The sequence below is a fragment of the Candidatus Rokuibacteriota bacterium genome, from assembly GCA_016188005.1.
Classification (GTDB): domain Bacteria; phylum Methylomirabilota; class Methylomirabilia; order Rokubacteriales; family CSP1-6; genus UBA12499.
In genome coordinates this window covers 1-23,314 of record JACPIQ010000045.1, presented here as the reverse complement: position 1 = coordinate 23,314, position 23,314 = coordinate 1, and the positions used below count along the sequence as shown (strand labels likewise).

Here is a 23,314-nt window from a genome sequence, read left to right as displayed (position 1 = left end):
GCACGGCGCCGAGTGGGGCTCAGGTGGTGCCGCGGAGGCGCGGGTCGAGGACGTCGCGCAGGGCGTCACCCAGCATGTTGGCGCCGAAGACCGCAAGCGACAGCGCGAGCCCGGGCCAGAGCGCCAGCCAGGGGGCGCGGAGCATGTGCACGAGCCCCGCGCCCGAGAGCATGCCGCCCCAGGACGGGTGCGGCGGCGGCACGCCGAAGCCGAGGAAGGACAGCGCCGCCTCGATGAGGATCACCGCGCCGAGGTTCACCGTCGCGAGGATGATGATGGGCGCGAAGATGTTGGGGAGGATGTGGTGGAGGATCACCCCCCGGTGCGCCGCACCGAGGCCCCGCGCTGCCTCGACATAGAGGTTCTCCTTGACGCTGAGCACCGCGCTCCGGATCACCCGGGAGTCGCGCACCGCCAGCACGAGACCGAGCGTCAGGATGACGTTGACGAGGCCGGGGCCCAGCAGCGCCATGATGGTCAGCGCCACCAGGAGGAGCGGAAAGCACATGAAGGCGTCGACCACGCGCTGGACCACCATGTCCAGCCGCCCGCCGAAGTACCCCGAGACGAGGCCGACGCTGGCGGCGCCCAGGAGCCCCAGCGCCACGCCGCCGAAGCCCACGGCCATGGAGACGCGCGCGCCGTGGATCACGCGTGAGAGCAGGTCGCGGCCGAGGTTGTCGGTGCCCAGCCAGTGGGCCTGGCTCGACGGCTTGAGCCGTGTGAAGATGTCGGCCTCGTCGTAGCCGTAGGGGGCGACGCCCTCCGCGAGGAACGCCAGCCCGATCATCCCCACGAGGAGCACGGCCCCCAGCACCCCCAGCGGCTTCCGGCGCAGGCCAGCCCACGCGCTCCCGTCAATCATGCTGGCGCACCCTCGGGTCGAGGGCCCCGTAGGAGAGGTCCACCAGGAGGTTCGTGAGGATCACGAGGAACGCGACGAAGAGGTTCACGGCCTGAATCACCGGGTAATCCCGCCGGCTGATGGCCTCCAGCACGAAGCTGCCCAGCCCGGGCAGCCCGAAGATGTGCTCCATGACGATGGAGCCACCGAAGTAGAAGGGCATCTGCCCGCCGATGACGGTCACGATGGGGATCATGGCGTTGCGGAGGGCGTGCCGCAGCACCACGACCCGCGAGCCGAGCCCCTTCGCCCAGGCCGTCCGCACGTAGTCCTGGCGCAGCACCTCGAGCATCATGCCGCGGGTCATGCGCAGGATCACCCCCGCCTGGGTGATCCCCAGGCAGATGGCGGGCAGCACGAACTGCGCGAGCCAGCCCAGCGGGTCCTGGCGGAGTGGCGCGAAGTCCCCGATGCGGGGCGCCCAGTTGAAGTAGAAGGACGGGATGACGACGATGAGGGTCCCGAGCCAGAAGTTCGGGATGGACAGGGCCCCGATGGCGAAGGAGCGCGCCGTGTAGTCCCCCGCCGTGTCCTGGCGCACGGCGGCCAGGATCCCCACGGGCACGGCCACCAGCAGCGAGATCAGGATCGAGATGAGCGACAGCGTGATCGTGACCGGGAAGCGGGCGACGATGTCCTGGGCGGCGGGACGATTGGTCCAGAGGCTCTGCCCGAGATCGCCGCGGACGAGACCGCCGACCCAGAGGAGGTACTGCTCGAGGAGCGGCCGGTCCAGTCCCAGCTTGGCGCGGAGCTCGGCGGCGTTCCTGCCGTACTGGAACTGCTCCAGCATCATGTCCACCACATCGCCCGGGATCGCCCGGATGATGCCGAAGACGAACAGCGACACCAGGACGAGGGTGGGGACGACGAGCAGCAGCCGCTTCAGGACGTAGCGCGCCACCTCAGCCGCCCCGGGATGGAGGCGTTATTTCTCGACCCAGACCACCTCGAGCTGCGCCCCGCGGTCGAAGGAGTTCTTCGGCTGGTAGTTCTTGACCCAGGGCGTCCACGAGGACACGTTCTTCGGGTACGGCGTGAACACGTAGTAGACCTGGTCCGCCACGTACCGCTGGATGTCGTCGATGGCCTTCTTGCGGGAGGACTTGGCGACGTAGCGACGCTGCGCGTCCAGCATCACGTCGAGCTGGGTGTCGGAGACGTGGCTCCGGTTGTTGGGCTGGCCGGTCCGGTAGGAGTTGTAGAGGTAGCCGTCGACCTCGGTGAAGATGGACGAGGGGCCCCAGGTGGTCTCGTCGAACTTGCCGAGGAAGGTGCCCGAGATGTACTTGCCGTACTCCTCGTTGACGATCGACAGCTCCACGCCGATCTGCTTGAGGTAGAAGGTCAGGAGCTCGAGGTCCTCCACGTACTCGGGGCCGTAGCCGGGCCAGTGCGCGCATCTGGCCTTGAAGCCATTGGGGTGGCCCGCCTCCGCCAGGAGCTTCTTGGCCAGTGCCGGGTTGTACTCGAGCCACTTGGCGCCGTCACCCAGCTCCTTGGGAGGAAGCTTCCATTCCCGCATGGGAGTTGGGACGGGCCCGTGGTCCTCGTACCCGTGGCCGTCGAGGTACTCCTTCACCCACTTCTTCCGGTCGATGGCGAGCGACAGCGCCCGGCGCACCCGCACGTCGTTGTAGGGCGGCTTGTCGGTGCGCATGGCGAGACTCCGCACCGCCAGCCAGTCCCAGTGGACGACGGGGTACGTCGGGTTGGACTTCTTGAAGGACGCCACGTCGGCGCGCGGGATGCGCCCGTCGTAGAACGGGATGTCCACCTGCCCGGCGCGAAAGAGCGAGAGCTGGGTGGAGCGGTCCTTGACGAAGAGCCACTCCAGCTTGTCGAGGTACGGCAGCCCCTTCTGGAAGTAGTCCGGGTTGCGCGCGAACACCGCCTTGACGCCGGGCTCGTAGCGCTCCAGCACGAACGGCCCGCAGCCGACCAGCGTCTCCGCGGCCTTGAAGTCCCCGTACTTGTCCTCGATCTCCTTGGGCAGGATCCCGTTCCAGGGCTCCGCCAGGTTGTGCACGAAGGGCGCGAAGGCGTCCTGCAAGTGCACGCGCACGGTCTGCTTGTCCACCACCTCCACGGCCTCGAGCTGACCCAGGAGGCTCGCGTAGCCCGACTTCTTCCTGGCGCGCTCGAGGGAGTACTTCACGTCCGCCGCCACCAGCTCCCGCCCGTTCACCGGGGGCTTCTTCTCCCAGCGCACCCCCGGGCGCAGGGCGATGGTGTACATCCGGCCGTCCTTGGAGACCTCCGCCTTGAGGGCGAGGTCCGGGACGAGCGTGAAGTCGGAGGGGCTGTGCTTCGGCCCGTTGACGAACTTGAAGAGCGTCCGGTGGACGAAGGAGGAGATGAGCTGCGTCTGGTAGGAGATGTTGCCGTGGATGTCGAAGGAGGGGGGCTCGAGGCCCATGTGCTTGAGGACGCCGCCCCGCTTCGGTTGCTGGGCGCGGGCCCGCGTGGGGGCCACCGTGGCCGCCGCGGCCGCTCCCGCGCCCACCGTCTTCAGGAAGTCACGGCGTCGGATCAGGCTCGTGCTCGTGTCGCTCATGGCGTCCTCCGGGGTGAGAGTGGCGCGATTATAGCAGAGCCTCCGGCAGAGGCTCGCAGTGGTTCAGCAGCCGCAACCGCCAGCCCCCGTCCACTGACTCGACCACCGACAGGGCGGCATAGTCCTGGCCGAGGGTGAGGATTCTCTCCACGGGGATCCCCAGCGCCCGGCAGAGGATGGCGCGGTTGGTTCCGCCGTGGGCCACCACGGCCACGCGCTGTCCAGGACGGGCGGCCACGATCCGCTCGAAGGCGCGCCACGCGCGGTCGACGACCTGAGCGAGGTTCTCGCCGCCGGGGAACTGGAAGCGGCCGATATCCGCCATCCACTCCTCGAAGGCCGCGGGATCCCGGGCGCGGATCTCCTCGGCGGTGAGCCCCTCCCAGCGGCCCATGGCGAACTCGCGGAGATCCGCCAGGGGCTCCGCGCGAAGGCCGTGGGGCGCGGCGAGGATCTCGGCGCTTCGGCGCGTGCGGACCAGGTCGCTCGAGTAGACCGCGTCGAGGCGCGTCCTGCCGAGCTGCCGCGCCAGCGCCTCGATCTGCGCCTCCCCGACCGGGGACAGGGGCACGTCGAGGTGCCCGATGAACCGCCGTCGCTCGGCGCCCGCCACGGCGCCGTGGCGCACGAGATACACCACCGTAGGGGTCAGGTCTTGCATTACGACATCGGGAGAGCGGTCTTGCATTCTGGCATGGGCAGTGCCCTGGTCACCGTGCGCCGTGTCGGATTTCAAGACCTGACCCCAGATGCGGCGGCCAGGGCCAGCAGGGTTCCCAGCTCGGCCAGCTCCACGCCGGCGCCGAGCACGTCCCCCGTCAGCCCGCCGAGGCGGCTCGAGAGGAAGCCCGACCAGAGGAGCACACCGACGAGGGCTGCGGCCACCGCCAGCGCGCCCGGCAGCCCGAAGAGCCATGCTGCCAGCAGCCCGGTCGCGACGAGGCCCGCCGCCGCGGCCCAGGGCGAGAGCGACACCATGAAGGCACCCCCTGCGCCCGCCCCCGGCGTCGCGGCGCGGAAACACGCCGCGGCCACCAGCGGGGAGAGCCGCCCGGCAACGGGCGCCAGCAGCAGCGCGCGCCACCTCGCCTCCCCCGGTAGCTCGGCGAGAGCCGTCACCCCGATGAGGAACGTCAGGATCAGTCCCAGTGCCCCGAAGACGCCGATGCGGCTATCCCGCATGATCGCCAGGCGCTGGTCCGCGCCGTGGCCGCCGAGCCCGTCGAGGCAGTCGGCCAGGCCGTCAAGATGGATCCCACCCGTCGCGACCTTCCACACCGACACGACGAGGAGCGCGGCGAGGAGCGGCGGGAAGGCGCGGGCGAGCAGGCGGTCCGCGAGGACGAGCCCCGCCCCCAGCCCCAGACCCACGGCGGGGAACCACCAGGCAGCGCGCCCCAGCGCCCCGGGCCCCACCGCCTCGCGCCCAGGCACCGGCACGATGGTGAGGAAGCGCACGGCGAGGATCAGCGACGCCACTGCCTCGGGAGGGCCGGCGCCCTCAGACCGGCGCGACCGGGTTGCGGCGGGGCGGGAACTCGTGCTGCTTGCCCTCGGCGTAGGCCAGGCGCCTGATCAGTTCTTCCCGCAACTCGGAGCCGGCGACGATGCCGTCCACGAGCATCTCGGAGGCCAGCTTGTAGATGTCCACGTCCTCGGAGAACTCGTCACGCTTCTGCTTGACGTACGCCGCGCGCTCGCCTTCGGGAAGCTCCATGATCTTGTTGTAGTACACGGCGTTCACCGCGGGCTCCGGCCCCATGATGGCCACCTGCCCCTGCGGCAGGGCCAGCGCCGCGTCGGGTTCGAAGGCGGGCCCGCACATGGCGTAGAGCCCCGCCCCGTAGCACTTGCGGACCACCACGCAGATCTTGGGCACCGTGGCCTGGGAGGTGGCGAAGATCATCTTGGCCCCGTGGCGGATGATGCCCGCCCGCTCCGCCTTGCCGCCCACCATGAAGCCCGACACGTCGGCGAGGTAGACGAGCGGGACATTGAAGGCGTTGCAGAGCCAGATGAAGCGCGCGGCCTTGTCGGAGGAGTCCACCATGAGGACGCCGCCCTTGACCTTGGGTTGGTTGGCCACGATCCCCACGGCCCGCCCCCCGAGCCGCGCGAGCCCGACGATCACCTCCTGGGCGAAGAGGCGCTTGACCTCGAAGAAGGAGCCCGCGTCGATCACCTGGTGGACCACCTCGTACATGTCGAACCACTTGCGCTGGTCGTAGGGGACGATCTGGTCGATGGGCCGTCCGGGCCGGGGCGCTGCCGCCTCCACCGCGACCGGCCGGTCCCGCCACGAACCGGGCAGGTAGGAGAGGTATCGCTTGCAGGCCTCGATGGCCTCGGCGTCGGTGTTCACCAGCACGTCCCCGCATCCCGAGACCTCGCAATGCATCCGCGCCCCGCCCAGCTCCTCGAGGGAGGCCTTCTCGCCGATGGCCATCTCCACCATGCGGGGCGACCCCACGTAGAGGCTCGCCTTGCCGTCCACCATGATGACGATGTCGGTGAGGGCCGGCAGATAGGCCGAGCCCGCTGGTGACGGCCCGAACAGGATACAGACCTGCGGCACCACGCCCGAGAGCTGGACCAGGTTGTAGAAGATGCGGCCGGCATGCGAGCGTCCGGGGAAGATCTTGATCTGCTCCGAGATGCGCCCACCCGCGGCATCGACCAGGTAGAGCATCGGAACCTGCAGCCGCTGGGCGCGCTCCTGGATGCGGATGATCTTCTGGACCGTCTTCTCCCCCCAGGAGCCGGCCTTCACCGTGTAGTCGTTGGCCATGAGGCAGACGGGACGCCCCCCCACCATGCCGACGCCCGTCACCACGCCGTCCGCGGGCGTGTCCGCCTCCTGGTTGCGCGCGAAGAGGAAGTCCTCCTGGAACTCCGATCCCTGATCGAGGAGGAGCTTCAGCCGGTCCCGGACGAAGAGCTTGCCCTCCTCCTTGAGCTTCTCGCGGTACCTGACGTGCCCCTGCTCGATGCGCGCGCGCTCCCTGAAGTACCGCTCCTCGCTCACGGGGGACCTAGCGATCAGACGGGTTGGGATTGGCCCAGAGGATGATGATCAGGACCCCGTCGCCGTAGGTCGGCCCCCCCAGCACCGCCGGGGCCCCGGGCGCGGCCACGATGTTCGTGCGCAGCTCGGGCTGCTCGCCGCGCAGGAGTCGGACCCGCATGCGCACCGACTGGCCGTGGAGCTGGTCGGGCGTGACCTCGAGCTGGCGCGCCCCCGGGAGATGGAAGCGCTGCTGGGTGCCCAGCGCGACCTCGGCCCGCTGGCGGTCCAGCGTCGTGTACTCGGTGTAGCGGAAGAGGGTGCGGAGGCGTGGCAGGATCCGGCGGAGCCGCTCGTCGGTCTCGGCCTCCGGCGGTGCTGCCGGCGGCGCGGGGGCGGCCGAGGGCGGCGCGAGGTGGCGCTGCCCCGGCGCCGCGGTCGGAGGCGGCGCCGGGGCCGGGCTCGAGGCCTGGAGCACCCGCACGCCGAAGCGGATCATCTGCTCCGCCTGCGCGGGCGGCGCGGGGGCGAGGAGCGTGACAGCGAGCCAGAGCACGGCCCCCAGCATCGGCCCCAGGATGGCGCGGAGTCGCCGCCGCGCGTTGTGGAGCCTCGACATCACCGTCCCGATCGGGCAGTTCAGCACCTGGGCGATCTCGCGGTACGACAGCCCTTCGACATCACTCAGCATGATAATCGTTCGGAACTTGAGCGGCAATGCGTTCAGTGCGGCGCGGATGCGCTCGCGCTTCTCGGCCCCGATCGCGGCCTGCTCGGGCGTCGCGCCGGAGTCCGGCGCGGTGCGCGCCCACTCCTCCTCGGGCATCCGCTCGGCGCCGAAGGCCCGCGCGCGCGCCCCCCGCGCGCGGTGGCGGTCGGTGGCAAGGTTGAGGGTGATCCGGAAGAGCCACGTGTAGAAGGCCGACTGGCCGCGGAAGGCCGGCAGCGACTGGAATGCCCGGACGAAGGCCTCCTGGGCGCAATCCCATGCCTCCTCTCGGTCCCGCAGAACCTGATACGCGAGCCGCCACACCCTCTGGCGATACTTCTCCACGAGGGGCTCGAAGGCGGCCACCTCTCCCGCCCGGCAGCGGCGGACCAGCGTCTCGTCGTCCGGCGTCGGGGCCGCGCCGGCACCGTGCGACCCGGTGGGGCGCGGCGGGGGCGGGGGACCGGAGGGCCCTGCAGGAGTCGCCGGAGAAGTCACGCCCGCCTGTCATTCTGGCAGTTAGACGCGGCCGAGGGAGCGCTCATTCACCGCATGGGGCGCCGGGGCCGGCGGCGCGCCTTCGTGGAGCCCGCCTGCGTGCGCTGCGCCGCGACCGCCAGGGCCGCATCGACTCCGAGGATGTAGCTCGTCGCGCCGAACCCCGCGATCTGCCCCACGGCAGCGGGCGCCGTCACCGAGCGGTGCCGGAACTCCTCCCGGGCGTGGATGTTCGAGAGATGCACCTCGACCGCCGGCACGGCGACGGCGCTCAGCGCGTCGCGCAGCGCGATCGAGTAGTGAGTGAGCGCCCCCGGGTTGATGACGATGGCGCCGAAGCCCTCCTCCGCGGCGCCCTGGATCCAGTCCACCAGCTGGCCCTCGTGGTTCGACTGCCGGCAGACGGCACTTGTCCCGCGGGCCGCCGCGTGGCGCTCGACGGCCCGGTTCACCTCGGCCAGCGTGACGCGACCGTAGACGGCCGGCTCGCGCCGGCCGAGCAGGTTCAGGTTCGGGCCGTGGAGGACGAGGACGGGACGCGGCGCGCGAGCAGTCATTGGCACTACAGGTTACACCGGGACGTCGGGCCCCGGCAACCGGCCCAACGGCCAGGCGCCCGACCGGCGCGTCAGCCTCCCAGCTCGGCGAGAAGCTGGCGTGCCTGATCGGCCTCGGCGAACTGTGCCCCGCGCTGGAGCGAGCGGCGCAGCCAGGTGGCCGCCTCACCCTTGCGTCCGAGCCGGTGATAGGTGAGGCCGAGGTGGTAGTGCACGGTGGCGCTGTCCGTGGCCAGCTCGGCGGCCTGCCGGAAGAGCGGCTCGGCCTGCGCGTATTCTCCCCGGCGATAGTGCACGAACCCCAGCGTGTCCAGGACCCCCGGCAAGCCAGAGGCCAGGCCAGGCGCGCTGCGGGTGATCTCATGGGCCTTCCGTGCCAGCGCCAGCGCCTCCTCGAGGTTCTTGCCCTGCACCGCGAGGAGCCACGCGGCGTTGTTGTAGGGGCGCGGGTCGCTCGGCATCAGGGCCTGGGTGCGCTTGTAGGCCGCCAGGGCCTTGTCCACCTCGCCGGCTCGCTCGTAGGCCCCCGCCAAGGCGAGATGCGTCACGCCGTTGGTGGGCGCCAGACGGGCCGCTGCGCTCAGGGCCTCCACAGCCGGCGGCAAGCTGTTCCGCTTCAGATGCAGGCCACCCAGCACGTACTGGGCCGCTGCAAGGCCGGGCCGCGCCGCCACCACCTCCTGCGCTCGGGCGACGGCGTCGTCCAGGCGACCGACTTGACCGTAGAGGTCGGCCAGGCGCAGCTTCAGGTCGTCGCGAGGCGGCCCTGCCCGGAGCGCGGCATCCAGGTGCTGGATCGCCAGCGAGAGCTGCCCCCGCTGCTCGTAATAGCCTCCCAGGAGCAGGTTCGCCTGCACGTGAGCGGGATTCGCCCGGAGCACCGCCTTGAGGTGCTCGGCGGCCTCATCCGGCTTTCGCTCGAGCGTCCGGAACAGCGCCATGAGCATGTTGGCGGGCTGGAACAGCGGGGCGGCGTCGAGGATCCGCCTGAGCTCGGCCTCCGTCGCCTTGCGATCGCCACGGGCGAGATGGGCCCGCGCGAAGGCGTACCGGGTGGACACGTTCCGCGGGTCCGCCTCCAGCGCGCGCCGGAGCTCCTGGACATGGCCGGCCAGCAGCGCCTCGTCCGGCTTCTCGCCTGACAGCCCCGCCAGCTCCAGCCGGACCTGCCTGAGGCCGGAGTCCACTTGCAGCGCCTGCCGGTAGGCCTTCATGGCGCCCGGCACGTCACCACGCGCCAGGAGTGCCCGCCCGAGGTAGTAATGGTTGAGGGCGAGCTTCGGGTTCAGCTTCCGGACCTGCTCGAAGTGGCGCAGCGCCTCCACCGGCACCTGTTTCTCCAGATAGGCCAGCCCCAGCAGCAGTCGGGCTTCCACCAGGCCGGGGCTCGACGCCACGATCGGCGAGAGCCTGGCGATGGCCTGGTCGTGGCGACCATGCCTCAGATAGGCCTCGCCCAGCCGCAGGACGAGCTCGGGCTGTTCCCGGGTCGCCTCCACCGCCGCCTCGAGTACGGAGATCGCGCGGTCGAATCGGCCGTCGCGCATGTTGAGCGCCACCAGCATGCCCACGGCGGGGACATGGCCAGGCCGCTCCGCCACGATCCGCTCCAGGTGACCGATGGCCTCGGGGGCCCTCCCCGAGCCCGCGGCGAGCCGGGCCAGCTGGAAGCGCGCGGGGATGAACTTCTCGTCGGCCTTGAGCGCCCGCTGATAGGCCTCCTCGGCCCGCTTCGCCTCCTTGTTGACGAGGTGGAGGCTGCCCAGCATGGTGAGGAGGTGGGGGTTCTGCGCGTCCTCCTGGAGCTTCGACCGGAGGAACCCGAGGGCTTCATCGGCCCGGCCCGCGCTCATGAGCGTCGCGATCTTTGACGCGATGGCGGGGCGATTCCTCGGGTCCACCTTGAGGGCCGCCTCGTATTCCGCGATCGCCGCCTCGGGTTTCTGCTGAAGGTAGAAAAGGCGGCCGAGAGCCAGGTGCGCCGGGACGAAGTCGGGGTCCAGGTCCAGGGCCTTCGCGTACATCGCCTGGGACTTGGCGGGATCGCTCCGGGCCGCGTGGATCTGGCCGAGTAGTCCCCAGGGCTGCGGGCTTCCCGGAGCCAGGCGCCTGGCGCTGTCAGCGGCCCTGATCGCCTCGTCCCACCGGCCCAGCATGAGGGCGGCCCGCCCCACCTGGACGTGATACTCGGGGTACCTCCCCAGGGGCTTCGCGACCGCCTCGAGCTCCTTCAGGGCCTCCACCGGCCGGCCGGCCGCGAGATGCGCCAGGGCCAGGCTGTACCGCCCCTGCGCCAGAGCCGGCGCCTGCCTGACGATTTCCTGGAACTGCGCCAGCGCCTCGTCAATCCTCTCGGCCCGCAGGGCCGCATGACCGAGCAGGTGCCGGGCGATGAGCAGGTCGGGGAAGCGATCCACCAGGGAGCGGAGGGGCGAGATCGCGTCTGCGAAACGGCCGGCCCTGACGTAGAAGCTACCCAGTGTCAGGAGGTAGCGCGGGGACCAGCTCTGGGGCGGAAGATCCTCCAGCTCCTTGATCGCCTCGGGGAACCGGCCCTGGGCGCCGAGGAGAGTGCTCAGGGCGATCCTCACCTTGGTGCTCCCGGGATCGGCCGCCTTTGCCCGGGCCAGCGCCTGTGCTGCTGCCTCCATCTTCTTCTGGCGAAGCAGGAGGCTCGCCAGGCCGATGAGCGCATCGGCATGTCGCGGCCTCAGGGCCACCGCCGCCTGATAGGCTTTCTCGGCTTCCTCCGGCCGACCCAGCGCCGCGAGGGCCTCGCCGTACGCGCTCTGGATTTCAGGGACCGCGGGAGCCAGTTCGGCGGCGCGGGACAGGAGCTCTATCCCCTTCTTCGGCTCCCCCCTGCCGCTGTGGGCCGCGCCCACCAGGAACATCCCGTAGGCGTTTCCGGGCTCCTTCTCGAGCACGGCCTTGCCCTGGGTTTCGGCCTCATCCCACGCCTCGACCGCGAGGAAGACCTGTCCCAGCTCGGCCCTGACCGGGAGCGAGTCCGGCTCGAGCCTGAGGGCCCGCTGCAGCTCCCGCAGCGCATCCCCGAAGAAGGACTTCCCGCGATAGGCGGCGCCCAGGGCCTGCAGGGCCGGAACGAAGTCCGGGGCGATCTGCAGCGCATTCCTCAGCTCGATGACCGCCTCGCTGTACTTGCCCTCGGCCTGATACCGCAAGCCGCGCTCCAGTGACCTCTGCTTCCTCACGGCCGGGGTCTCGGAGCAGGCGCCGGCGACCAGCAGGACCAGCATGAGGAGGTGGAGCAGCCTCATGCCTCGGGGCCTTGCCATGCCGCTGTCGTGGCCTCGTGAATGGGTCGGGGTCATCTCTCCACGCGCTCCGAGCCTGCGCGCCCCTGGAGTATACTCCGGGGCCGTACCGACTCCCCGCACCGGGCAAGATCAGCGCCGCCCGGACAGCCAGGACTCCCGGGGTCGAGCAACCTGCCCCGGCGCTTCCCCCGGCGCGGCAGGAGCGTAAAGTTTGCCGACACTTGAGGCCGGTGGTTGCATCCGGATCGGGCGCGCTGCGCTCCAGGGAACGCTGTCGGCTCGCTTTACGATCCCGGACCGGCTGCCCGAGGCATGCGGCCGAATAGATTAATTTCGCTAGCGTCTTGCAGCTGGCACGTCGCCTGCTTGATAGTCGGCGGCGACCGCCGGCGGTGAATGCCCAGAGGGTTCGGTGCGGACTCTGAACCTGGGGAGGGACGGATGAAGAGGCAGATCGCGGTGCTGGTGATTGCCGCGGGGCTGGCGATGGCGATAGCTCCTGCGGCAAATGCCTTCACGTTGCCGCCGTTTGGCCCATATGCCGGGAACAACGGGGACTTCCAGGCCTACTCGATTCCCCTCATGAACCTCTTCTTCTTCGGCGACCAGAACTTCAACGGGCCCGGGTCCTTCTCGGTTGACAGCTCCCCGGGAAAGATCAAGGACTTCGTGGTGATCGGAAGCTTTCCGGCGGCCGGCAGGAACAACGAGGACGTGCTCGGCAAGAACAACGGGGACGATGCCTACGAGACCATCAACGCCGGGTCAGGCATCAACTACGACACCATCTGCCAGAGCAAGACCGGGGGCATACCGGGCTGCGCCGACTACACCGGCTCTGGCGCGGATTTCAAGTTCGTCGGGGCGAAGGATCCCGGCGGGACCGGGGAGTTCACCGGCGATGTGGCCGGGACCTGGGATGTCAAGATCAGCACCCTGGAATCCTTCCTGGCGGGGTCGGATCTGGTCTTCTTCTTCAACCAGAACCAGAACAACACCTCCCAGGACATCTTCGGCTGGGGCTACGTGACCCTGATCGACACTGACCCGGCCGGCGGCACTGCCACCCCGAAGTGCTACGAGTTCAACGCCTCCCAGATCGGCTTTCTCGCCTTCACCGGAGACTGCGCCCACACCGGCCCACCCGGCGGGGCGTTCAACCCGCTGACCGACATGAACGGCGGGGACTTCCTCAACACGGCGAACCCCGGAGAGTTCTCCTTCTCCGCCGGCCAGGTATGCCTCCTGCCGGGTCCCCCGGCCGTCCAGGTGCCCTGCAGCACCCCGGGAGCCATCACCGTCAACCATAACCTCGGCGCCGACGAGGCGGCCTTCGCCCTCTTTTCCCCCGAGCTCAACAACCAGCTCAAGGACCCGAGCAACCCCTATACCGTGATGCAGATCCGGTTCGCCTTTGGCGACTCGAACAACGGCTTCGAGCAGATCTTCATCGCCGCCCTGCAGTCGGTCACGCCGCCCGTTCCCGCGCCGGCGACCGTTGTGCTGCTGGGCGCCGCCCTCCTCTCCCTGAGCCTTCTCGGGCTGAGGCGCTGCCGCACGAGATAGGCCTCACCGGGAGTGGCGGCCGCTCGGGCCCGCAGGCGCCGGAAACTCCTGGCGCCTGCGGTTTTTTTTCGGCCCCCCTTCGCGCAGCGCCTCCCGCCATGATGGGGCATAATGCCGGCGTTCGCGGCGACGCAGGAGGAGCCTGAGTCCATGGGGTGGGCCGGCCTCGGTATCGTGGCGGTCTGCTTCTTCCTGTCGGGCGCCACGGGCCTCGTCTACCAGGTCGTGTGGCTCCGTCTGCTCTCGCTCGTCTTCGGACACACGGTGTACGCCATCACCACCGTGCTGGCCGCCTTCATGGCGGGGCTCGGCCTCGGGAGCTTCCTGCTGGGGCGCCGCGCCCACCGCATCGACAACCTGATCGGCGCCTACGGCTGGCTCGAGGTCGGTATCGGCCTGTACTGCGCGCTGCTGCCCGGTCTTCTCTGGGCAGCCTCCGCCGCGTACCTGGGACTTCAGCGCGAGTGGGGTACCTCCCACGCTACGTTCAGCCTCATCCAGTTCTTGCTCGTCTTCGCGCTGCTCCTGGTGCCGACGACGCTGATGGGGGGAACGCTGCCCGTGCTGAGCCAGGCGCTGGCCAGAGACGCGGGGGGTCTCGGCCGGACGATCGGCGCCCTCTATGCTCTGAACACCTTCGGAGCGCTCGCCGGGGTAGCGCTGGCCGGCTACGTGCTGATTCCCATGGCCGGGAATCGCCTGTCCGTCTGGGTGGCGGCGGCTGCCAACCTGGCCGTGGGGGCCCTGGCAATCGCGTACAGCCGGGCGGTCCGAGTGAAGGTCGAGGCCCCTGGCGGCGCGCTCGAGGCTGCGGGCCCGCCCGATCCCGGCGCCGAGCTCGACTGGCCCACTGATCCTCCCTCGCCCGCCTGGCTTGCCCTGGCGGCGCTGGGAGTGTCCGGGGCCGTGTCCATGGTCTACGAGGTGGCGTGGACCCGCGCGCTGTCCCTGGTCACCGGGAGCTCGACCTACGCCTTCACGGCCATGCTCATCGCCTTCCTCCTCGGGATCGCAGGAGGCAGCGCGCTCTACTCTCTGCTGTGGGGACGCCGGCCGGCCTCCGCGGCCTCGTTCGGAGTGCTCCAGGCCGGGACAGGGCTGGCCACTGCGCTGACCGTCCTCTTGTTCGAGCAGATGCCGGCCCTATTCCTGGCCGGGCTCGCCTGGTCTGACTCGCCGGCCTTCGTGCAGCTGCTCCAGGTCGTGGTGAGCGTGGCCGCGCTCCTCCCCTCGACGCTGTTCATCGGGGCGACATTCCCCTGTGCCGTGGCAATGGCCGCGCGCGAGGTCAGCCGTGCGGGGCATGCCGTCGGTCGGGTCTATGCGGCGAACACCGCCGGGGCCATCGCCGGGGCGATGCTGGGGGGCTTCGCGCTCGTTCCTCTCCTCGGGGTTCACGGATCACTGAAGGCCGGGGTCGCGGTCAACCTGCTGCTGGCCGCCGTACTGCTCGCGTACCCTCCCTACCCGCTCCGGGCCTGGCGCTGGGCCGCCCTCGCCACCGCCCTGCCCGTCGCGCTGGCGATGTCCGTCCTGCCGCCCTGGGATCAGGGGGTGATGGCGAGCGGCCCCGCCATCTACGGCAAGAGCTATCTCCGCGAGGGCGGGGTCCCGGCGTTGCGGCGGGCGATGCGGTCCAAGGAGATGCTGTACTACCGCGACGGGCCCAGTGCGACCGTGGCCGTGCACCGCATGGGAGAGCGCATCGTCCTCCGGGTGAACGGCAAGACGGATGCCTCGACGGGAGGGGACATGCCGACCCAGATCATGTCCGGCCATCTTCCCCTCCTGGTCCACCCCGACCCGAGGCAGGTGCTGATCATCGGCCTGGGCAGCGGTATCACCGCCGGCGCGGTGGCCCGCCACCCGGTGGAGCGCGTCGATGTCGTGGAGATCGAGCCGGGCGTGGTGGAGGCCTCCCGATTCTTCGCCCACCTCCACGGCGATGTCCTGAAGGATCCGCGCCTCCGGACGGCCGTGGCCGACGGGCGGAACTTCCTCCTGACCACGCGCGAACGCTACGACGTCATCATCTCGGAGCCCTCGAATCCCTGGATCAGCGGCCTGGCCTCCCTCTTCTCCGTGGAGTTCTTTCGCCTCGCGCGCGAGCACCTGCGAGCCGGGGGACTCATGCTCCAGTGGGTCCAGGGCTACAACCTCGAGCCCGACGATCTGAAGATGGTGGTCCGGACCTTTCGCACGGCCTTCCCGGCCACCAGCATCTGGCAGACGTCCGGCGGCGACTTCCTGCTGCTCGGGGCCGCGGAGCCGGTCCGCATCGACCTGGCCCGGGTCAAGGCCCGCCACGAGGCCAGCGCCGGGCTCCGGCGTGACTTCGAGCGTCTCGGACTGCCCGTGTGGTCGGGCATCCTCGGCTACTTCGCCCTCGGCGAGACCGATGCGGAGAAGCTCCCCGGTCATGGACCACTGAACACGGACGACCGGCTCCCGCTGGAGTTCGCGGCGCCGCGCGCCCTCTACGTCGACACGACCCAGCGGAATTTCCGGCTGGTCCGAGGCTTCAGCACCGCGGAGTTCCCGCCGGTCACCGCGGAGCGCGAGCTGGCGACGGCCGACGCGTGGTACGGGCTCGGCCTGGGGCTGCTGAGGCGAGGCTCCTCGGGGGAGGCGCTCGCCAGGTTCGGCCGCGCCCTGGAGCTCTCGCCGGACCATGCCCTCGCCCTGCTCCAGGCCAGCGCCACATCGCTGAGCGTCGGCCGGCCGGCCGATGCGCTGTCCCTCGCCAGGAGGGCGATCCAGCGGGAGCCGCGCAGCGCACAGGCCCTGCTCCTGGCCGGGCTCGCCGCGGAGCGGCTCCACAGCCGGGCCGAGGCGCTCGCCTTCCTCGAGCGCGCCGCGACGCTGGCGCCGGAGGATCCGCGAATCCGCCGCGCCGTCGCGCGCCTCCAGCTCGCCGAACTGCGAGGCGATGCGCCGTCCGGCCCGGAGGAGGACTACCTCGCCGATCTCCTGGGGCGCTGACCGCCCTCGACCGGGCGGCCAGGTCCCGGGTGCTAGAATGCCCGCCATGAGCGCTCCGGCTCACCGCCTGCTCGGCCAGATCCTCCTGGAGGCGCGCATGATTACGCCCGAGGCCCTCGAGGCGGCGCTGGACCGCGCGCGCCGGAGCGGCGAGCGGCTGGGCGAGGCGCTGGTCGCCCTGGGCGGGGCGAGCGCGGACGACGTCGCCCGCGCGCTCGCGCTGCAGCGCGGCCTGACCTTCCTGTCGGGCGACGAGATCCCCTCCACGCTGCCCGTCCTCGACGCGCTCTCCCCGAAGTACATGCGCCAGTACTCGGTCTGCCCGGTGGCGGTGGATGGCGCCAGCGTCACCGTCGCCACGGCGGATCCCACCAACGTGGTCCTGCTGGACGACCTGCGCCAGGCGCTCGGAGCCCGGCTGACCGTCTGCGTGGCGCCCGGGGAGGCGATCCTGGCCGCCATCGAGCGCACCTGGGGCGTCACGCCGCCCAGCGCGCTGCAGCAGATCGTCGCGGGCGTCGCCTCCCCGGCCGGGGAGCTCGAGGAGGACGTGACCTATCTGCGGGACCTCGCGCTCGAAGCCCCCGTGGTCCGGCTGGTCAATCTCCTGCTGGAGGAGGCGGTGAACGCCGATGCCTCCGACATCCACATCGAGCCCTTCGAGAGCGCGCTGCGCGTGCGCTACCGCATCGACGGGCTGCTCTACGATCAGGAGGCGCCGCCGCGCCGGCTCCAGGCGGCCCTGGCCTCCCGCATCAAGCTCATGGCGGAGATGAACATCGCCGAGCGGCGACTGCCGCAGGACGGGCGCATCCGCGTCACGACCCAGGGCCGCCGCATCGACATCCGGGTCTCGACGATTCCCACCGTCCACGGCGAGTCCATCGTCATGCGCCTGCTGGACCGCTCCTCGGTCTTCCTTCCCTTCGAGCGGCTCGGGCTCGCCGCCGCCATGGCCGAGGACCTCGGGCGGCTCATCCGGCGGCCGCACGGCATCACGCTCGTCACGGGGCCCACGGGCTCGGGCAAGACCACGACCCTCTACGCGGCGCTGGACAAGATCAATGCGCCCGACAAGAAGATCATCACCATCGAGGACCCGGTGGAGTACCAGCTCACGGGCGTCAACCAGATCCCCGTGAGCCCGAAGATCGGCCTCACCTTCGCCAACGGGTTGCGGCACATCGTGCGCCAGGACCCGGACGTGATCATGGTGGGAGAGATCCGCGACCTGGAGACGGCCGACATCGCCATCCAGGCCGCCCTCACGGGCCACCTGGTGTTCTCGACACTGCACACCAACGACGCGCCGAGCGCCGTGACCCGCCTCGAGGACATGGGCGCGGAGCCCTACCTGATCTCTTCCGTCCTCGCCGGCGTGCTGGCCCAGCGGCTGGTGCGCCGCGTGTGCGCGCAGTGCCGCGAGGCCTACCTCCCCGATCCGGCCGATCTGCTGGCGCTGGGGCACACCGACACCCGCGGCGTCGAGCTGTGGCGCGGCCGGGGGTGCGAGGCCTGTCGCGGCACCGGTTACCGGGGCCGGACAGGGATCTACGAGCTGCTCGCGATCACCGAGGAGGTGCGGAGCCTCATCCTCAGGAAGACGCCCGCCGGAGCGATCCGGCGCCAGGCCGTGGAGGCGGGCATGACCACCCTGGCCGAGGACGGCTGGGCCAAGGCCCGGGACGGCATCACCACGGTCGAGGAGGTCGTCCGGGTGAGCCGGGAGGAGAGCTGAGGGCGGGCATGGCGACCTTCCTCTACCGGGCTCTCGATCGGAGCGGACATGCGATCACCGGGGTCATGGAGGCCGCCGATGCCCGGGCCGTGGTGGAGCGGCTGCAGCGCGACTCCTACTTCCCGGTGCACGTCGCCCCCGAGCAGGGCCCCGAGCACATCTCCCCCTTCGCGCGACTCCGCCTCGGGCGTCACGCGGTCACGCGCCAGGAGATCGTCGGCTTCACCCAGCAGCTCGCGAGCCTCCTCGAGGCGGGCCTTCCCGTGGACCGGGCGCTGGGCATCCTGCAGGCGACTTCCTCCGGGTCCCATCTCGTCGCGATCACCAAGGACCTGCTCGGGAGCATCCAGGGGGGCAGCTCGCTCAGCGAGGCGCTGGCGAAGCACCATCCGCGTCCCTTCTCGCGCCTGTACGTGAGCATGGTCCGCGCCGGCGAGAAGAGCGGCGCGCTGGAGACCACGCTCAGTCGCCTGGCGCGCGTCCTGGAAGAAGCGCAGGAGTTCCGGGACACCGTCGCCTCGGCGCTCATCTACCCCGCGCTGCTCATGGCGGTGGGCGCCGTCACGGTGGCCTTCCTCATGGCCTTCGTCGTGCCGCGGTTCGCCGAGATCTTCCGCGACCTCGGCCAGCCCGTGCCGCTGCCCACCGAGGCGCTGCTGGTCACCAGCGAGGCGCTCCAGCGCCACTGGTGGGGCGTGCTGCTGGCCTGCGCCGCGGGGCTGCTCGGCGCGTGGACACTGCTCAGCGCCGAGACCGGACGGAAGTGGTGGGACCGCGTCGCCCTGCGACTGCCGCTGGCCGGCGGCATCCTTCTCAGGGCGGAGGTGGCCCGGTTCGCCCGCATCCTCGGCACTCTCCTGAGGGGCGGGGTGCCGATCCTCGCCGCGCTGGGCGCGGCCGAGGACACGGCCTCGAACAGCGTCCTGCGCCGCGCGGTCGGCCGGCTGGGCGACCAGGTCCGGCGGGGCACGGGCCTGTCCGCCGCCATGACCGAGACGGGGGTGTTCCCGCCCCTGGCCCTCCATCTCGTGCGCGTGGGCGAGGAGACCGGCCGGCTGGAGGACATGCTGCTCAAGCTCGGAGAGACCCTGGACGTCGAGGTGCGACGGACGGTCAAGCGGCTGACCAGCCTGCTCGAGCCGAGCATCATCCTGGCGGTGGGCCTCGTGGTGGGCTTCATCGTGGTCGCCATGCTGATGGCGATCTTCTCGATCACCGAGATCCCGCTGTAGCCGAGCTGTAGTCGAGGGCGCAGCGCCCCTCCATCCCCTGCCTCGCCCTGCCGCCCGCGTGGTTCCACGTCTCACCCATGATTCTTGACAACAAATAGCTTGACATGTTCCTGCGGGTCGAGGTAAGGACCGTGGCTGGGAGATCCGGAATCATGAGTATCCGTCTCCATAGGTAAGGAGGCCGCATGGCACCTTTGCCCGTTCCCTCCTCGATCCGGCGCGCGTTCTCAGGTATGTCCCCCTCACTGTCAGGTTTTCTCCTCATCTTCTCCGCGCTCGGCCCACCGATCGCCGGGGCGGCGGAGCGTGACGCGGCATCGGCGCCCGCCCCGCCAGGCGAGAGGCCGGCCCTTCTCGCCGCAGCCGCCGATCCGCCCCCGAGAGCCCCCGCCAGGCCTCCCAGGGGAGGCGGCGAGGTGCAGACCGCAAGCGCCTCCAGCGGGGCCGTCACCCCCACGGCGACGTTCTCGCTGGAATCCTTCCAGACGGACCTCTTCACCGGCGGGGCCACCTCCGAGATCGCCATCGCCGTGCCCCCAGGGGCCGGGGGCGTGGCCCCCGTCATTCGCCTCCGCTACAACAGCACCCCGGTCGACGACCTGCCCCAGACCGACCAGTGGCAGGGGCCGGGCCTGGGCTGGACGCTCGACCTCGGCGGCTTCATCCTGCGCAACACCGCGGACGATAGCTTCCGGATGGTCTACGGCGGCCGCGCCCATGACCTGGTGCTGGTGGACAGCGTCCAGAAGCTCTACCGCACCAAGGACGAGACCTTCGTGCGGCTCAGGTACGACACCTCGGGCGGGACGGACTACTGGACGCTGACCACGAAGGACGGCGCCGTCCACCGCTTCGGCTACAACGCCGACAGCCGGGCCAATGCCTACCGCCCCGATCTCGTCACCCCGGTGGTCTACAAGTACTTCCTCGACGAGGTGAAGACCGCCAGCGGCGTCGCCGTGCGCTATGCCCATGCCAAGCAGACGGCAATGGTGTACGGCACCACGCGCGTCTACGACCGCGCCGTGTACCCGGACCTGATCACCTGGGCCTACTCGGGTGGGGGCGCGGTGGGTGCCACGCGCGAGGTGCGCTTCGTCCGGAGCGGCACGCGGGGGGACTACACCGACAGCAGCGCCGCCCAGGGGATGGCCTTCTTCGAGACCCAGCGCCTCGACGCCATCGAGGTGCGGGTCGGCGCGAGCCTCGTGCGCCGGTACGCGCTCGCTTACGACTACTCGGCGGACCGCGACCCCAGCGGGACCTGGGGCGACGGCACCCCGGGCGACCTCACCCTGCGCACGGTGATAGTCGTCGGCAGCGACAATGCCTCCACGCTGCCCCCGGCCAGCTTCAGCTACACCAACGCGCGGCTGAGCACGGCCTCCAATGGCCTCGGCGGCAGCGTGAGCTTCACCTACGAGCACGTGCAGACCCGGCCCCTCTATTCGTCGTGCGAGGCCTATCAGACGGACGAGCTCGGCTACGTGGTTGATTGCGGGAGATGGGCGCCGAGCCTCAGCGCCGATCCGTACGGCTACACCGTCTCGGTGGGCCACATCCTCTCCGCGGCGGACTGGGAGACGGTGCCGCTCTACCGCGCCTGCACCTCTGCAACGTATCCGCGGGACGAGTGGGGCAATATCATCGGCCCGCCGTCGTGCGTGGAGTTCGGCCTTGGCAGCGCGCCCGACGGCTGGGGCTTCTCGACCCTGCTCGGGCATGCCGAGGGCAATAGCATCATCGGCATGTGGCAACTGTTCTCGGCCTGCAAGATGGCGAGACTGGACGAATTCTACCAGGCCGTGGGGTGCGCCGACTGGACCGGCGCCACCGCCCCGGATGGCTGGGGCTTCTCAACGCTGGTTGGCCACTCCTACCTCAGCGCGCTCGACCGCTACCGCGTCAGCCAGCGCCTGGTCACCGATGGGCGGGGCGGGACCGTGACCATGGCATACGACTATCGCGACCTCGGCCTGAGCCCCAACGGCACCGAGTTCCGCGGTCACGGCGCAGTGCGCGCGATCGACGCGCTCGGCAACTACACCGACACCTGGTTCTACCAGGACGACTTCAAGAAGGGCCGGCCCTACGCGGCGGAGACGCGGGGCCAGTCGGGCGCCCTCTACACCCGGGTGTCGAGCACGTGGTCCACCACGAATCCCTATCCCGGCGTGACCTTCGTCCGGCTCGACCGCACCGACGCCTACAGCTACGAGGGGGGCTCCACCGCCAAGCAGACGGCCATGACCTTCGAGTACGACGCCTACGGCAACCGCATCCGTGCGGTCAGCCTGGGGGATGTCGCGGTGAGCGGGGACGAGCGCGACGAACGCACCGACTGGGCCGTCGACACCGCCTCCTGGCTGATGCGCCCCACCCGCGTGGCGCTCCACGACGGCGCCGGGGCGCTGCTCCGCGAGCACTGGCTGTCCTATGACGGCCTCGGCTGGGGCAGCCTGGGCGCCCGCGGCCTGCTCACCCGCGACGAGGCCCGGCTGGCCGGCGCCCGCGGCATCGCGGGCAATCCCGTCGTCACCCACGCCTACGACGCCTCCGGCAACCGGACTGCGACCACCGACCCCCGCGGCTGCACGACGACCACCACCTTCGAGGACGGGCAGGTCTATCCCGCCTCCGCCACGACCTGCCTCGGCCACACCACGACCTTCACCCATGACGCCCGCTTCGGGGTGCGCACGAGCCTCACCGACCCGAATGACCAGACCACCACCTCCACCTACGACGTCTTCGGCCGGCTCACCCGGGTGACGGGGCCCTTCGACACGGGGTCGACCTATGGCTCGGTGAGCACCTTCTACAAGAGCCTGGGCGACCTCTCGCTCCAGCGCATCGTGACCTACCGCACCGTGACCTACCGCACCGAGCAGCATGGCACAGCAGAGGTGCTCTGGAGCGCCCAGTACTTCGATGGCCTCGGGCGCGTCTACATGACGCAGGCCGAGGGGCCCGGCGGCCAGGTCATCGTGAGCGAAACCACCTTCGACGCGCGCGGGTTGGTGGCTCAGCGCTCCGCCCCCCGCTTCATCACGGAGGGCGCCCTGTGGACCACGATGACCTACGACGCCCTGGGCCGCCCCGTGCAGGTGCGCCACCCCGACAGCTGTAGCCGCGCGCGCTGCCTTGCAGTGATCTGACCGTTCCTGCCCGCGTAGTCCTTCAGCCGCTGACGCGATAGACTCGGCTCCTCCAGACAGGGCGACGCCCCGGGTGCTTGCCACACCCGGGGCGTCTGTGCGTCCTCGACCCGTTTGGCAGCGGCATGGAGGAGCGCCTCATGAGCATCGCGCTGGCGTGGTCCGACTTCAAGGGGTATGTGGCGGCAATCGGGCCGGGGCGGGGGCGGCCGGCGCGACCGGCGCACTGCGTGTTCTGCGAGGGCGCTCGGGTCTGGTTCAACGGCTGGCGCCTGGTCTGGATCACGCTCTTGGTGGAGGGCCAGCCCCAGCGCCCGGCGGAGGGGCTGCCGCTGCAGCGGGTGCGGTGTGCCCGGCGCGCGTGCGGGCGCTCCTGGACGCGTAACCGTCCGGAGAACCCCACCCCAGGGTGGCGGGGTGGGACGGGGGGGCAAAGGCGACGGTGACGACGCAGGCTGGCTCAGCGGTTGAGCCGGCCGGGGTGCGGCGGGTTACGGCTAGGTCGCGATCTGGGCGGCCTTCCAGTGCCGCGGCAGCAGCTCGGCGCGGCGGCGATTGGGGTGCGTGGAGATCCGCTCGAGCACATCGCGCAGATACGCCCACGGATCGATCCCGTGGGCCTTACACGTGGCCACCAGGCTGTAGAGAATCGCGGCCCGGTGGCCCCCGGCGTCGCTGCCGCAGAAGAGCCAATTGTTTCGGCCCGTGACCACCTTCCTCATCGCGCGTTCGGAGACGTTGTTGTCGATCGCGAGATCGCCATCCTTGCAGTACCGCGTCAGCGCGGTCCACTGCGCCCCCGCGTAGCCCACGGCCTCGCCGATCGGGCTCTTGGGCAGCACGACATCGGCCTGCTCGTCCAGCCAGCCTCGGATGCGGTCCAGCACGGGCATGGCCTGCTCCGCCCGCCGGGCGCGGCGGGTCTCGGCGTCGGCCCCCTTCACCGCGCGCTCCACCGCGTAGAGCTGCTGGATGAACCCGAGCGCCAGCAGCGCGCGCGCCGGGTCCGAGGCCTTGGCGTCCCAGAAGTAGCGGCGGGCATGCGCCCAACAGGCCACCTCGATGACGCGCCCGGTGGCGTAGAGAGCATCGTAGCCCGCGTAGGCATCGGCCTGGAGATACCCGCGG

Annotated in this window: 16 protein-coding genes; 6 read left to right on the top strand and 10 right to left on the bottom strand. The window is 70.6% G+C overall.

What is annotated here, in order from left to right:
- Positions 1–19 precede the first annotated feature (19 nt).
- The 9 genes from HYV93_09195 to HYV93_09155 all read right to left on the bottom strand — a co-directional run bounded on the left by HYV93_09195 (position 20) and on the right by HYV93_09155 (position 11,528).
- Positions 20–865, bottom strand: a complete 846-nt coding sequence (locus HYV93_09195) for an ABC transporter permease (protein MBI2526144.1) — start codon at positions 863–865, stop codon at positions 20–22.
- Positions 858–1,808 (bottom strand): ABC transporter permease, encoded by a 951-nt coding sequence (locus HYV93_09190; protein MBI2526143.1) that lies wholly within the window; start codon positions 1,806–1,808, stop codon positions 858–860. The genes HYV93_09195 and HYV93_09190 overlap by 8 nt, the downstream gene beginning before the upstream one ends.
- A 24-nt stretch (positions 1,809–1,832) precedes the next feature.
- On the bottom strand, positions 1,833–3,461 hold the full coding sequence (locus tag HYV93_09185) for an ABC transporter substrate-binding protein (protein ID MBI2526142.1): 1,629 nt from the start codon (positions 3,459–3,461) through the stop codon (positions 1,833–1,835).
- A 28-nt stretch (positions 3,462–3,489) separates the two neighbouring features.
- Positions 3,490–4,122 carry a histidine phosphatase family protein gene (locus HYV93_09180; GenBank protein ID MBI2526141.1) on the bottom strand — a complete coding sequence of 211 codons (633 nt, stop codon included), beginning with the start codon at positions 4,120–4,122 and terminating at the stop codon, positions 3,490–3,492.
- Between the two features lie 71 nt (positions 4,123–4,193).
- Positions 4,194–4,940, bottom strand: a complete 747-nt coding sequence (cobS, locus tag HYV93_09175; protein MBI2526140.1) for an adenosylcobinamide-GDP ribazoletransferase — start codon at positions 4,938–4,940, stop codon at positions 4,194–4,196.
- 22 nt (positions 4,941–4,962) lie between these two features.
- Entirely contained in the window at positions 4,963–6,486 is a 1,524-nt protein-coding gene (locus HYV93_09170) for an acyl-CoA carboxylase subunit beta (GenBank protein ID MBI2526139.1), read from the bottom strand.
- Between the two features lie 7 nt (positions 6,487–6,493).
- Entirely contained in the window at positions 6,494–7,540 is a 1,047-nt protein-coding gene (locus HYV93_09165) for a sigma-70 family RNA polymerase sigma factor (GenBank protein ID MBI2526138.1), read from the bottom strand.
- Positions 7,541–7,719: 179 nt separating this feature from the next.
- Complete coding sequence (gene aroQ, locus HYV93_09160; protein ID MBI2526137.1) at positions 7,720–8,229, bottom strand: type II 3-dehydroquinate dehydratase; 510 nt, start codon at positions 8,227–8,229, stop codon at positions 7,720–7,722.
- A 71-nt stretch (positions 8,230–8,300) separates the two neighbouring features.
- Positions 8,301–11,528, bottom strand: coding sequence for a tetratricopeptide repeat protein (locus HYV93_09155; protein MBI2526136.1), 3,228 nt, complete (start codon positions 11,526–11,528; stop codon positions 8,301–8,303).
- Positions 11,529–11,951: 423 nt separating this feature from the next.
- Here HYV93_09155 and HYV93_09150 point away from each other — a divergent pair, with 423 nt between their 5' ends.
- The 6 genes from HYV93_09150 (at position 11,952) to HYV93_09125 (ending at position 22,632) form a co-directional block, all read left to right on the top strand.
- Positions 11,952–13,076, top strand: coding sequence for a hypothetical protein (locus tag HYV93_09150; GenBank protein ID MBI2526135.1), 1,125 nt, complete (start codon positions 11,952–11,954; stop codon positions 13,074–13,076).
- A gap of 111 nt (positions 13,077–13,187) precedes the next feature.
- Positions 13,188–16,058, top strand: coding sequence for a fused MFS/spermidine synthase (locus HYV93_09145; protein ID MBI2526134.1), 2,871 nt, complete (start codon positions 13,188–13,190; stop codon positions 16,056–16,058).
- Positions 16,059–16,104: 46 nt separating this feature from the next.
- A complete protein-coding gene (gspE, locus tag HYV93_09140) occupies positions 16,105–17,796 on the top strand; it encodes a type II secretion system ATPase GspE (GenBank protein ID MBI2526133.1) in 1,692 nt (563 codons plus the stop codon).
- Positions 17,797–17,804: 8 nt separating this feature from the next.
- Positions 17,805–19,028 carry a type II secretion system F family protein gene (locus HYV93_09135; protein MBI2526132.1) on the top strand — a complete coding sequence of 408 codons (1,224 nt, stop codon included), beginning with the start codon at positions 17,805–17,807 and terminating at the stop codon, positions 19,026–19,028.
- Positions 19,029–19,444: 416 nt separating this feature from the next.
- The gene (locus HYV93_09130; GenBank protein MBI2526131.1) at positions 19,445–22,186 is read left to right on the top strand and encodes a hypothetical protein; all 2,742 of its coding nucleotides are present in this window, start codon (positions 19,445–19,447) and stop codon (positions 22,184–22,186) included.
- A 140-nt stretch (positions 22,187–22,326) separates the two neighbouring features.
- Positions 22,327–22,632: a hypothetical protein gene (locus HYV93_09125; protein MBI2526130.1), complete on the top strand. Its 306-nt coding sequence runs from the start codon at positions 22,327–22,329 to the stop codon at positions 22,630–22,632.
- 51 nt (positions 22,633–22,683) lie between these two features.
- Here HYV93_09125 and HYV93_09120 read toward each other — a convergent pair.
- The coding region (locus HYV93_09120; GenBank protein ID MBI2526129.1) for an IS66 family transposase at positions 22,684–23,314 on the bottom strand (631 nt) is incomplete at its 5' end.